Origin of the sequence: Telmatocola sphagniphila, assembly GCF_018398935.1 — a bacterium.
Lineage (GTDB): Bacteria > Planctomycetota > Planctomycetia > Gemmatales > Gemmataceae > Telmatocola > Telmatocola sphagniphila.
Genome location: NZ_CP074694.1, coordinates 4,306,802 through 4,319,303, shown reverse-complemented (window position 1 = coordinate 4,319,303; position 12,502 = coordinate 4,306,802). Strand labels below are relative to the sequence as shown.

At 52.6% G+C, this 12,502-nt stretch carries 10 protein-coding genes; 5 read left to right on the top strand and 5 right to left on the bottom strand.

Features of this window, described 5'->3' with window-relative positions; genetic code table 11:
- Positions 1-909 (top strand): tRNA glutamyl-Q(34) synthetase GluQRS, encoded by a 909-nt coding sequence (gene gluQRS, locus KIH39_RS17265; protein WP_213494466.1) that lies wholly within the window; start codon positions 1-3, stop codon positions 907-909.
- A gap of 9 nt (positions 910-918) precedes the next feature.
- Here gluQRS and KIH39_RS17260 read toward each other — a convergent pair whose 3' ends face one another.
- Positions 919-2,055: an MlaD family protein gene (locus KIH39_RS17260; protein WP_213494465.1), complete on the bottom strand. Its 1,137-nt coding sequence runs from the start codon at positions 2,053-2,055 to the stop codon at positions 919-921.
- Positions 2,056-2,379: 324 nt separating this feature from the next.
- On the opposite strand from KIH39_RS17260, the gene KIH39_RS17255 reads away from it, so the two are divergent.
- Positions 2,380-3,126, top strand: a complete 747-nt coding sequence (locus KIH39_RS17255) for a metallophosphoesterase family protein (RefSeq protein WP_213494464.1) — start codon at positions 2,380-2,382, stop codon at positions 3,124-3,126.
- 37 nt (positions 3,127-3,163) lie between these two features.
- Here the strand turns inward: KIH39_RS17255 and KIH39_RS17250 are convergent, their stop codons facing one another.
- The 3 genes from KIH39_RS17250 to hemB form a co-directional block, all read right to left on the bottom strand.
- The gene (locus KIH39_RS17250; protein ID WP_213494463.1) at positions 3,164-4,786 is read right to left on the bottom strand and encodes a serine/threonine protein kinase; all 1,623 of its coding nucleotides are present in this window, start codon (positions 4,784-4,786) and stop codon (positions 3,164-3,166) included.
- Positions 4,783-5,412, bottom strand: a complete 630-nt coding sequence (locus tag KIH39_RS17245) for a peroxiredoxin family protein (protein WP_213494462.1) — start codon at positions 5,410-5,412, stop codon at positions 4,783-4,785. Before KIH39_RS17245 ends, KIH39_RS17250 begins: the two co-directional genes overlap by 4 nt.
- A 95-nt stretch (positions 5,413-5,507) precedes the next feature.
- Positions 5,508-6,497 carry a porphobilinogen synthase gene (gene hemB / locus KIH39_RS17240; RefSeq protein WP_213494461.1) on the bottom strand — a complete coding sequence of 330 codons (990 nt, stop codon included), beginning with the start codon at positions 6,495-6,497 and terminating at the stop codon, positions 5,508-5,510.
- A gap of 154 nt (positions 6,498-6,651) precedes the next feature.
- On the opposite strand from hemB, the gene KIH39_RS17235 reads away from it, so the two are divergent.
- The 3 genes from KIH39_RS17235 (at position 6,652) to KIH39_RS17225 (ending at position 8,958) form a co-directional block, all read left to right on the top strand.
- Positions 6,652-7,818, top strand: a complete 1,167-nt coding sequence (locus KIH39_RS17235; RefSeq protein WP_213494460.1) for a CotH kinase family protein — start codon at positions 6,652-6,654, stop codon at positions 7,816-7,818.
- 162 nt (positions 7,819-7,980) lie between these two features.
- Positions 7,981-8,439 (top strand): hypothetical protein, encoded by a 459-nt coding sequence (locus KIH39_RS17230; RefSeq protein ID WP_213494459.1) that lies wholly within the window; start codon positions 7,981-7,983, stop codon positions 8,437-8,439.
- The gene (locus KIH39_RS17225; protein WP_213494458.1) at positions 8,440-8,958 is read left to right on the top strand and encodes a hypothetical protein; all 519 of its coding nucleotides are present in this window, start codon (positions 8,440-8,442) and stop codon (positions 8,956-8,958) included.
- Positions 8,959-9,018: 60 nt separating this feature from the next.
- Here the strand turns inward: KIH39_RS17225 and KIH39_RS17220 are convergent, their stop codons facing one another.
- A complete protein-coding gene (locus KIH39_RS17220) occupies positions 9,019-12,471 on the bottom strand; it encodes a serine/threonine-protein kinase (protein ID WP_213494457.1) in 3,453 nt (1,150 codons plus the stop codon).
- Between the last annotated feature and the right edge of the window lie 31 nt (positions 12,472-12,502).

Sequence of the window (12,502 nt, the reverse complement as noted above, 5' to 3'; positions counted from 1 at the left end):
ATGAGCCTACCTCCGGTGATCGGCCGCCTAGCTCCTTCCCCAACGGGTTTTTTGCACCTGGGCAACGCCCGGACTTTTCTGATCGCCTGGCTGCATGCCCGACAGCGGGGTGGTCAGATGATTCTCCGGATAGAAGATCTCGATGCACCGCGAGTCAAACCTGGATACGCCGAAGCCCAAATCGACGATCTGAAATGGCTGGGACTGGTTTGGGACAGGGAGCCTATTTTTCAAAGCCAGCGCCTGGAATACTACCGGGCCGCATTGCAAAAGCTGAAGGAACAGGAACTCGTTTACCCCTGCACCTGCACACGGAAAGATATCGAACAATCGGCCAGCGCTCCGCATGCCGATAATGAACCGCCTTTGTACCCGGGACGTTGCGCCCATAGACAGGCTGCGGATGCGGATAAGCTGACAGTTCCCTATGCCTGGCGATTTCGCTTTACTGAAGCTCCGGAATTCCTCGATCTGTTCCATGGCTCCGTTCGACTTTCTGCACCGGCCATTGGCGGGGATTTCGTGATCTGGCGCGGGGAGATACCTTCCTATCAGTTGGCGGTTGTAGTCGACGATGCCGCTCAGGGCGTGACGGAAGTCATTCGAGGGGATGATCTGATTTTTTCGACACCTCGTCAATTGGGTATCTTTGCCGCTCTGAAGCAGAAACCGCCCAGGTATGGGCATGTGCCTTTACTATTGGACTCTCAAGGGAAGCGCATGGCCAAGAGAAACGATTCCACGCGGTTGAGCAATCTTCGATCGGCGGGAGTCCGTTCAGAGGATGTCATTGGTCGGCTGGCTTATTCGTGCGGTTATCTGGACACACCGATAGCGATCAGCGCTCAGGAATTACTCGGCATTTGCGATGCATCAAAATTGAAAATCCGGCCCCCTCTGAAGGTATAGGCGGAACGCTTATCTCTGCGTGAAGAGGATGACCTCGATCCGGGCCGGGGGCAGTGCATCCTTTTCAACCAGGGGAGAACCTCCCTGTCCCATGCCAAGGGTCACAACCTTGCGGGAACTGAACCAGCTCAGGCGAGCAACGCCCAGTTCCTTCAGATAATCCCCAACAGCCTCCGCCTGCTTTTCCGTCAGCTTGCGAGCCCCGGCCTGCGTGAGTTCCCGATTTTTGGGATCGGCGAACGCCGCGATTACCACTTCATTACTCGAGCTCTTATTGACATTCAGCCACCGGGCGGCCGCTTGCAGACGGGTTCGCCCTTCCGGGGTCAGCACGGCCTTACCCGGTTCGAAAAGATACTCTTCCCGGTACACTTCGCGCTGCCGTTCCGCCTGGGGGCGGACCAGGGTGCCCACCGGGTCTTCGACATAACTGCGAATAATCGGTAAACCTTTTACAGCATCCGCATCCTGCTTAATCGATTGAATCGCATCGTTCCCGTTGCGAATGAATTCCTTCATGCCATCGAGCTCTTCACGGATCGAACCGATTCCCTGATTGGCATTCGCCAGAAGTTCTTGAGCCTGCTTCCCGATCGACTTGAGATCTTTGTAAAGGTCATCGTCCTTCAGGAGTTTGCCGACGGTACCCTGGCCTTGCTGCACCTGAGCCAGAAGAATATCGGCCTGATCGGCGATCTTGGCGAGCTTGGTAGCGACCGTCTGCAGATCGACGCTATTGTCGCCGGGTATGATCTGACTCTGTAGGGGACCGGACGCCGAGGTGCCGGGATTGATTCGCAACTGGCTGCCGCCCAGTAAACCTTTGGAGTTTATCTGAGCTCGGGCATCCGCATAAATTCGATTCCGGTGAACGGCGGAAATTTTGATTCGTAGCTGGACATGGTCGGGATCCTCCTCGGGCACTTCTATCCCGGAGACAATCCCGGCGTCGATTCCCCGAATCCAAACGCTGGCCCCGGGTTCAATGTCCTGGGTGTCAGACAAACGAACCAATAGTTCGAAGCTGTCGCCCAAGCTGGCTTTGCGGGTTCCTATCCGGAACAACCCCCAGCCCGCCAGACCCAGGCAAACACAGACGACTAAACCCAGACAAATCGATTGGACGCGTGTCAGACCACCATTCATGGGAGGCCCTCAGAGCAGGAGATGCGAGAGTATTATACTCCCTATCTAAAGAGTAAGTCGAAACTCAAATGATCAAATTTAATACTCAAACCAAGGCCATACTGTCGTGATGTTGAAATCGTCAAGGCAGACTTCTTCGCTTTAATCCATTCAAAGGATTACTGCCGGGCCTGAATCCTTTTGTCGAAACCCTTGACAGACCCCCGTTTCAAGGCTTAGATAGAAAAGGTAAAATAGCGAAATTTCAGACTTTTACCTTCCGAGATCGTCTGGGCCAGGACGATTGTGGTTTTTTGTTCTCCTCTGCGATGGAAAGAAATTGGCGTGAAAGCCATCATCAGCGATATTCACAGCAATCTCGAAGCCTTGCAAGCAGTCATGGCAGACATTGAAAAGCAAGGCGTCACAGAGATCTATTGCCTCGGGGACGTGATTGGCTACGGTCCAAACCCCCGCGAATGCATCGATCTCGTGATGAAATGCCAGGTAGTGATTCTCGGGAATCACGACCAGGGGGCGCTTTTCGATCCGGATGGCTTCAACCGCACCGCTGAAATGGCTATCTTCTGGACCCGGGCGCAACTCGAGTCTCCCAGCGATTCCCGCGCACTGCGCGAAAAACGTTGGGAGTTCCTGGCCGAGCGGCCTCGATCGCACAAAGAAGGCGATTATCTTTTCGTTCATGGCTCGGCTCGCAATCCTTTGAACGAATATGTCTTCCCCGAGGATATTTACAACCAGCGAAAGATGGAACGCATCTTCGCATTGGTGGATAAATACTGTTTTCAGGGGCATACCCACGTCCCGGGTATTTTTACCGAGGACGCCCAGTTCCTGACGCCCGAAGATATCAACGGCGCCTATAAGCTGGAAGGCAACAAGACTCTTTGCAATGTCGGTTCGGTCGGCCAACCCAGAGATCTCGATCCTCGAGCCTGCTACATTCTGATCGACGACGATACGATTAAGTACCGTCGGGTCGAATACGATATCGAGACCACCATCAAAAAGATTTATGCCGTGCCGGAACTGGATAACTTCCTGGGTGACCGGCTTCGAGAAGGCCGGTAGAAACTCCGCAAGTCAAGCTGGATTCCACAACCGAAGGTTACGGCGTATTTCCCGGCTTCATCATCTCCGTGAGCTCAATCCCCGTGAAATGAGCTTCTCCTCCACTGGTGGTGAGTTCGAATTCCCCAATTAGGGGAGTTCGTGACTCCGTGCAACCACCGAGATACTTGCCATTGAACCAGGCATACCAGCAGCCGTTGAGATGCTCGATGCGCATTTCGTTATAGGTAGGCGTATTCTCAATCTCTAATTGTTGGAATGGCAAACTCTTCGAAAGTGCGATCAGCGGGCGATCTTCGGAAGAGCATTTACCAAAGACGGCCCCTTCATTCCTGGAAAGTCGTAGTACCAGACTATTGTCCGACCGGGATAGTGCGAAGCGCAGTTCGACCGATTCCGCACGATACAGATCGACTTCCACCGAGAGTCGATAATCTCCTTCCGAGGGTAGTCGAGCTTTATTCTTGCCATTACCGATCAGAATGTGCGCGCCTTCGGAATCCCGTCCCGGGCTCCAGGCACCTATCAGTGGACTCCAGCCCGTGAGCGATTGTCCATCGAACAGATTGGTTGCCACACCTGGGTTATAACCTCGAGGTTCCGGCAGAATTCGAGGACTTCTCAGCTGCGTGAACAGAACAGCGATCACCATCAGAGCTGTCATGCATGCAATTACTCGCTTCCAGGAAACTTTCTCCAGGAGTCGGGTTACTCCGTTTGACTGGTTCGAAGTCTGCTCGGAGTGACTGAGCAACTTGTCGATCTCGGCGATTAATTGAACGTAGGACTGCGGCCGCTGATTTGGATCCAGCGCTGTCATATATCGAATCAGATTCAGTGAAGCAGGCGAGATCTTTTCGGAGCCGCTCCAATCCGAATTGCTTTTGATCGAAATCAGTTCCCGCACCCGTTTGTCGGCAAAGGGCAATTGTCCCACTAGCATCTCGAAAGCCGTAACGCCCAGGGAGTAAATATCGGTTCGGAGATCCCCACCGTGTCCTTCAAATTGTTCTGGGGCCATGTAAAGGGGCGTTCCGATGATTACCCCAGTGCTCGTGAGGCGTGTGTCCAGCGAAGAGTAGGCATTTTCATTAAAAATCGCCAAACCAAAATCGGTGACTTTCACGAGGGGTATCCCCGGAGGAAGGGCAAATCCTTCAGGGGTGGGAGTCAGGTAAAGATTTCCCGGTTTTATATCCCGGTGGACTATTCCCTCGGAGGCGGCATGAGCCAGACCGGCACAGGCTTGTCGGATGACCTGCCAGGTAACTTGCTCCTCCAGTTTCTGCTGCTCGCGGATGTGCGTTTCCAGAGATTTTCCATCGAGCAATTCCATGCTGTAGAAAACGACGCCGCCATTTTCACCGCAATCGTAGGCCGTGATGATATTTGGATGGCGCAGCCGAGCGATGGCCTGCGCTTCTCGAATGAAGCGAGTTACAGTAACTTCATTGATTTCGCGCGATTGTTTGATCGTTTTCAGGGCGACGACGCGATTCAGGGAAACTTGCCGGGCACAATAGATGACCCCCATGCCTCCCGAGCCGATTTCCGAGAGCAATTCATAACCGGGGAATAAATGAATATCGGGAATTGAGCCCTTTTTGAGCGCTTCGAAATTCTGGGCAACCGTGTCCCTGTTGGAATCGTGAGGGATCACTCGGAGTCTCCGCTATCCCGGATTCGGTCGATTTGATCCAGCATGGCTTTAATGGAGGGGCGATCGCCCGTGTAGGCCCCCACGTAGGCAAAACGTACCTGTCCCTTTTTGTCGAGAATATAAGTGGAAGGTTTGGCCAGCGAGCCGCGGATTCCCAGACGGTCCACAGCCACATAATTCGGATCGAGAAGGATTTTGAAGGGGACTTCGAGATCGCCCGCTTTTTTTCGGCTGATAGCGATATATTTTTCGAGGTACTCCGTCGGACCTGGGAAAACCACCAGGATTTCCGTATCTCGGCGCGAGAAATCCCTGTAATTCTTGATCAGACGAGATGTTTGCGCCGAACAGTTCACGCAGATATCTCCCGGGTAACCCCGCATGAAAACCAGCATGACGTTTTTTTGATCTCGATACGAAGAGAGATCGACTCGGTTCCCGTGGCAATCCAGAAAGGAAAGATCGAACTGGGGAGCCGTGACCGAGACATTAGTTTCTACGTCGTCTTTATGTTTTGGTTCTGGGCCCTCGGAATAAATTACCAAATCGGGATCGAACATCACAACTAGTGAGCCGCCCACTAATGCTGCAACGACTACCAACAGTATAATTTTTGCAGTTCGCACCGGACGGTCTCCTGTACTTGTTTTTCCAGAATGGAATCATCCGGCCAATCCGAGGTTCTGAAATCATTGATAGGTTTTGATCGACGATAAAATCCTTAACCGAGCAATTTCGCGACGCGCGGCGCAAAATAAGTGAGAATGCCGTCCGCCCCGGCGCGTTTGAAAGCCAGCAGGCTTTCCAGCATCACTTTTTCCAGATCCAGCCAGCCGCGCTCGGCCGCCGCATGTAGCATCGCATATTCGCCGCTTACCTGATAGACGAACGTCGGCATCTGGAAGGTAGCCTTGACCCGCTGAACGATATCCAGATAGGGCATCCCCGGCTTTACCATAACCATATCCGCCCCTTCCGCGATGTCGATTTCCACTTCGCGCAGGGCCTCGTTACCGTTCGCGGGATCCATCTGATAGGTTTTCTTATCCCCTTTTCCGAGGTTCCCGGCAGAACCCACCGCATCCCGGAAGGGACCGTAAAAGGCGGAGGCGTACTTCGCGGCGTAGCTCATGATTGCCACGTCGATGAACCCGGCAGCGTCCAGCGCTCTGCGAATTTTCCCGATGCGCCCGTCCATCATGTCGGAGGGGGCAATGATATCGCAACCCGCTTGAGCTTGGACCACGGCCTGTTTGCACAGCACCTCGACCGTTTCGTCATTCACCACATAGCCATCGCGCAAGAGGCCATCCTGGCCATGCGTGGTATAGGGATCCAGCGCCACATCACACAGAATGCCGATTTGGGGCACAGCCTCTTTAATGGCCCGCGTCGCGAGATTGATCAAGTTTTCCGGGTTGAAAGCTTCTTCCCCATCCGGCGATTTGCGGTCCGTGGGAGTGGCGGGAAATAGAGCGATAACCGGAATTCCCAGGTCGGCGGCTTGTTTCGCTCCTTCCACGGCCAGATCGACGGAGAACCGTTGCACGCCGGGCATGGAGGTGATGGGGACCGTCTGATTTTTACCTTCCGTGAGGAAAATCGGCCAGATGAGATCGTCCACTGTCAGATGGTTTTCCGCCACCAGTTTGCGAAGCCAGGGGTGCCGTCGGTTGCGTCGTAAGCGGGTGGTTGGGTAATCGCCTTGCATATCGAATCCTGTATTTCCAAAAGACATTTTCTTCATTTTATGCGGGAGACTAACAATGCGACAAAATCGAGGAGGGTAATGCATTCAGTTATTTCATGGAATAACGCTTCCGCTTCGGATAATATTTTCTTGCCCTCACCGCATGGAGTCAGCAATGTTAAGAATCTCTCTGATCTTCCTCTTATGCAGCATGAATGCGTTGCTCTACGCCCCGCGAGCACTCGCCCAGCAACCGGCTTCCAAAAAGGTCGATGAATCGGAAGAGTTTTTCAAAGGGGAAAAACTTCGAAAATTTACGGTGACCGTCGATGAGGAGAATCTCAAAGTTCTTCGTCGCGATCCCCGGAAATACGTGCGGGCCAGCTTTTCCGATGGCTCGAAGGGCATGGGGGATGTGGGGCTGCACCTTAAAGGAGCCGCCGGGTCGTTCCGGGGCTTCGACGACAAGCCCGCACTTACGCTCAACTTCGATAAGTTCGTTAAAAATCAGAACTATCGGGGCATGGACAAGATGCACTGCAACAATTCGGTGCAGGATCCTTCTTTTTGCGCAGAACTCATTTGCGGTGAGTTGGCCCGGATGATGAATATCCCGGCCGCTCGAACCACGCACGCGGTGGTCGATCTCAATGGTAAGAAAAAAGGGCTCTTCACGGTCAAGGAAGGCTTCAACAAGAACTTCCTGAAGCGTTATTTCACGAATGTGAACGGCAACTTGTACGATGGCGGCTTTTTGACCGATATCGATGCCGATCTCTATCGCAACTCCGGTTCGGAAGGATTGGACAACCGCGAAGATCTGAAAGGCGTCGTCAAAGCCTGCCGGGAACCCGACGCCAAGAAGCGATTTGAGGAAGTTGCCAAAGTTGTCGATATCGATCGATTTATCTCGGTGATGGTCTTCGATGCCCTGACGGCCCACTGGGATGGCTACACTTCTCAGAAAAACAATTACCGCATCTATCACGATCCGGAAACGAAGAAGATTGTCTTTTTCGTTCACGGGATGGATCAGATGTTTTCCAACCCTGGCTGGAATATCTGGCCGGCCACTAATGGTATGGTCAGTCGAGCCATTTGGGATACCGAGGAAGGCAAGAAACGCTATGAGGCTCGTTTGCGGGAAGTGGTGGCCAAGTATTTTAAAATCGATTGGATGCATCGCCGGATCGATGAAGTGATCAGCCGGGTGAAGCCATTCGCCGAAAAGGAAGTCGATAAGAACACGGCCAACGATTTCGAAAACAATGCCAAGGATTTCAAACGCCGAATCAAGGAGCGCGTGGAGTTCGTCGAGAAAGAGTTGGCGAAGAAGAAGTAGGAATTCAGTCCAGGGTTGGGCTGCTTGAGCAACCAACCCTCCGATCCTCGTTGAACGTTAAAGTATCATTTTTTGAATAGTTCCTGTCGACGTCTTGCAATTCGTACTAAAATAAAATTAGTTTAATGATAATGGTCGAGCAATTTTTCCCTCGGTGAACGAATGCAGTCTATTCGATGCGCCAAATGCAGCCGATGGCTGACTGTTGCGGAAAGGGCACATCCCTGCCCTCGGTGCGGCGGTCTGGAGCGAATCACCTTCGATAAAAACCAGGCCGTTGTGGAAGAAAAAGCGGAGGTTGCCAAGACCCTAGCCAGAAAACATTTCAGCGCAGAGAGAGGACTTCAGAGGATTATTCGCCTGACTGGAACTGCCGAAGTGGAATCGATACCCGTAGAGCCGATCAAATTGCTGGAAGTCAACACCAACACTGTTCCCTCGGGCGTGCTTCCGGTGAGTTTCGGCCCGGCCCCGGCAAGCGGGATACCTTATCCGTCGGTCATTGTGGAAGTATCTCCAGAAGAGTTCGCGAAGATTCAGAGCCAAGAATTGAAGCTTCCAAGTGGTTGGTCCATGGGGGAGGAATTACCGAAACCGCTTGAAATATTGGAGCAGGAGTAAATGGCGACTTCGGGTGAGTGGGCTTGGGCCTACGCTCGTCAGGCGCATGCAGATTTCCAAACCTGGCAGTCGATTGAGGGCAGTGAAGATGTGCATCCCTGTCACCGAATGCTCTTTCTGCAGATGGCTTGTGAGAAACTTTGCAAGGCGAGACTTATCGATGGTGGGACGCCGCCAGAATCGCTCCAATCGAGTCATGGTTACGTGGCTAATCCTTTGCCCTTGGTCATTCGCGCACAACTCGAATTCATGGGCGAGGATCAGAACAATAGAGTGGGCCTACTGAAATACACCCGGTATCTCGCTTCTGAGATTGAAGTGTTGAACCCGGCTGTTGATAGAAATGGTCAGCGACCCGATAACTGTGAATATCCCTGGGAGGATGATCGGGAGATCCTTCATTCTCCTCTCGATTGGCAATACATTCCCCTACAACGTCTGCGCGATCGATTCGGACCAAGCTTCGTTAAATTACTGAAGTTGTCGATCAATCGCGCTTTGCAAAAGCTGCAGCAGTGAAGCCGATTTCAGCGAAAGAAAAAGTGAGAGGTACCTGAAGGCGCGTGTCCCTTTTTCCTGTCACTTCCCCTTCCATTCCGCGGCCTTGTCCATCAGTCCCATCGCCTGATACAAGCTGACGATGTCGTCCTTCGAGACAGCCTTTCGTCTGGAGATCTCATCCGCGGTACGTTTTGACTTTGCTAGGGAGGCGTCGCCGGAAATTGCCAAGGCTTTCTCAAAGGCCTGATGGCCTTTCAGAAGCATCTCCTCGGCTTCCTTGTAACGCTTCAGATTTTTGAAGCATTTGCCCAGATTGTTCGCCGACGTGCCTTGATCGTAGAGATCCTTATCGAGTTGATAGGTGTAAACGTCTTTCAGAAGCGGCAGGGCCGATTCGTTCTCATTCAGCTTGAGGTAAAGCTGCCCCAGGTATAACTCCGTCTCGGCTACTTTTGCTTCCGAATCGGGGAGCTTCCGAGCAACTTCCAGAGCCTCGATCGCCGGTAGCAGAGCCAATTTTTTTCCGTCGGAGAGTTCTTCTTTGGTGTTCAAGTTATCGAAACTAGTCAATTGTCTGGAAAAGCTGAGGCAGTATTTGAACCAGGTTTCTGGGTTAACGGATTGGAACGGCTTCTGGAGTTCGTAGGCGGCTTTGGCATGCGCTAGACCAGACGCTCTTCTTACGCTCTGATCGGGTCCCAGTTCACTAGCTAGGAGAACTCGCAGTTCAAAATTCACTAACATGTTGGCGAGATCGGCGACAAGCTTACCTTGCGTCTTTTTCTCGGCTACTAACTTATCCCAGGTCTCGCGCAGCTTATTTTCCACATCCGTCACTTGCTCCTTAGTGGGATTGTTCTGGAGGATCGCTTGCGAGATCTGATACAAGGTGCTCAACCGATCTGGGTTCGTTAAGCCTAAAGTCTTGGTCCGACCTTCCAAAGCCTCTCGTAAATCGGCCAAGCCCTCTTTCGACTTGCCAGTCCTACATTTGACGATCCCGTAGTCATTTAGCATCTGCAGTCGTTCAGGGTGATCCGCAGGCAAAGTTTTCTCGGAAATCCCGCGAACTTCCGAATAAATTTTATCCGCGTCATTGTAGCGGCCCATCGAAGCATAAGTCGCGGCCAAATTCCGCCTGTATTTGAGTGTGGTCGGATTATCTGCCCCGACTCGATTCTTCGCTGCTTCGACCGCTTCCTCATAGAGCGGCAAAGCCATCTTGAAATCTTTCTGACGATAGAAAATCCGAGCCAGATTGTTGATGGCTGAGAGAGTATCGATGTGGTCCTTACCGCGCACCTGCCTGGAGATAGGAATTAACTCATTCAGCAAATCTTTTGCCTTTTCCAACTCGTCCTTGGCGTCGTAAATCGCCGCCAGATTGTTTTCCGACTCCAGAGTATCTGGATGCATGGAACTGAGGGTCTCTTTTCGACGCTCGAAGGCGATCTGAGTCATCTTCAACGCTTCATCGTAATTCTTCTGGTTGTACAAAGCATAACCCAGATCATTGTAGACTTTCAGAGTGGCTGGATCCTTTTCCCCTTTCTGACGCTCAAGAGCGGCCAGAATCTCCTGAAAAATGACTCGGGACTTTTCACTTTGATCGTGATTGTTCAGCAGACTGAGAGCATACGATTCGCGGATGCTCAAAGTGAGATCGTTCGTCGCTCCAAATGTTTCGGTAGAATTCTTCTCCGCATCCTCGAACCATTTCTCGGCCTCTTTCCATTTGCCATCATCGTCGAGGGCAAGAGCGTATTCCCACTCGGCCATTAGCGTCTCTTTGGCAGCGGCCCCGAGTTCTTTAAGCCGAGTTTCATAGGAGCTCTTCAGAAAGCCCACGGCTTTCTTGGGTTCTCCCAGAGTCCGATAACTCCGCCCGAGCGCAAAGCGGACGCCGGCATCAATGCGGGGTTCTTGGAATTTTCCATCAACATGCTGGGCGGCGTTATCGAGAACTTCGATAACTCTTAAATCTTTTCCCAGAGTTTTTTCGGGAGAGGCATTCGATAGCATGTCGAAGACGATGAAGTCATTCACGGCATCCGTCGTTTTGGCGTGCTGCTCGGCGGTGCCCTCCGCGATGATAGCGTGAGCCTTTTCCCGTTCCGCGCGCCGCCATTGCCAGGTCACCCCGGCGAAGCCAATCAGAAACAGAAATACCGATGCGGATACCAGAGACGAAACCGCCGGGTTTCGTTTGGCCAACTTCCAGAGTCTTTCCACACGGCTGATCGGCCGGGCTTTGATCGGTCGGCCCGCAATCAGCGCTTCCAGATCTTCTGCCAGTGCCGCGGCGGTTTCGTAGCGATCCTGTGGTTTTTTCATCAGGCATTTCAGACAGATCGTCTGAAGATCCCAGGAAACCCGCTCTTTTTGCAGCAAAGTCGGCTTCACTTCCAGATCGACGACCTTCTTGATGACGGCAATTTTGGTATCAGCATGGAAGGGGGTTTCCCCGGTCAACATTTGATAGAGCATCACCCCGAGGGCGTGCATATCGGCTTCAGGCCCCACATCCTTGGTTCGACCCGAGGCTTGTTCCGGTGACATGTACTCGGGCGTACCCATCACCCGACCGGTTTCCGTTAAACCGGTCGAGGCTACCGTCAATTTCGCCAGGCCAAAGTCGGTGACCTTGGGTACGACCAATTGCGGTTCCTGATCGATCGGGAGCATCACGGCGGAAATATTCCCCGTAGTCGCATTCGAATTGACGACCGACTTCAAGGACTGTTTCGTGCTGAGGTTGTCGGTTCGGGCCAGGAGCACGTTGGCCGGTTTCAAATCGCGGTGAACGACTCCATTGCAATGCGCGTGATGGATAGCCCTTGCCAACAGAGCGATCAGACGGGCGGCAGTTTCCTGCGAGAGTTTTTTGCCACCCCGCAGAATATCGGATAATGTCCCGCCATCGACCCATTCTAAAACGAGATAGGGGGAGCGGTTGTAGTTCCCGCTATCGTAGACTTGAACAACGTTGGGATGGCGAATGCGGGCCGCCACTTCCGCTTCGAGACGGAATCGGATTAAATCTTCCGAGGAAGGAAATTTCTCCGAGATCAGCATTTTGATGGCGACGAGTCGATTCAAGTCCTTTTGACGGCCCTTGAAAACCACCCCCATGCCGCCTCGGCCAATTTCCTGCTGAATATCGAAACCGCGAATTTCCGGCAGGCCATCCGTGCCGTTTCCCACGGGCATTTCCCGATGCTGCGAATCGATGGTATTCGCTGTATCGAACGAAAAATCGCCGTTACCCGTACCGGACTGATCCTTGCTATCCTGAGTCTTCTCCAGGAGATCGCTGCGTGAAAGCACGGTGCCATCGAGTTCACTGACGCTCGAATGCAATTTCGTCAGTTCAGTTGGCTGATCGGTACTATCAGCTGGCGTGAATTTGGGGGACGATAGTTCCGTCCTATCGTAATTGGAAAACGGGTTAGATGCAGGAGTATTCGGGGCATCACTCGGGCCCTCAGTAAAATCCCCGGTCTCATCATGTCGCTTGTCAGGGGCACTCATAACTCTACCTCGAGCGGAATTCTTCGGCAGT

Coding starts and splice junctions, on each gene's coding strand:
- gluQRS (WP_213494466.1), top strand. CDS start 1: ATGAGCCTACCTCCGGTGATCGGCCGCCTAGCTCCTTCCCCAACGGGT.
- KIH39_RS17260 (WP_213494465.1), bottom strand. CDS start 2,055: ATGAATGGTGGTCTGACACGCGTCCAATCGATTTGTCTGGGTTTAGTC.
- KIH39_RS17230 (WP_213494459.1), top strand. CDS start 7,981: ATGCAGTCTATTCGATGCGCCAAATGCAGCCGATGGCTGACTGTTGCG.
- KIH39_RS17235 (WP_213494460.1), top strand. CDS start 6,652: ATGTTAAGAATCTCTCTGATCTTCCTCTTATGCAGCATGAATGCGTTG.
- KIH39_RS17220 (WP_213494457.1), bottom strand. CDS start 12,471: ATGAGTGCCCCTGACAAGCGACATGATGAGACCGGGGATTTTACTGAG.
- KIH39_RS17225 (WP_213494458.1), top strand. CDS start 8,440: ATGGCGACTTCGGGTGAGTGGGCTTGGGCCTACGCTCGTCAGGCGCAT.
- hemB (WP_213494461.1), bottom strand. CDS start 6,497: ATGCAAGGCGATTACCCAACCACCCGCTTACGACGCAACCGACGGCAC.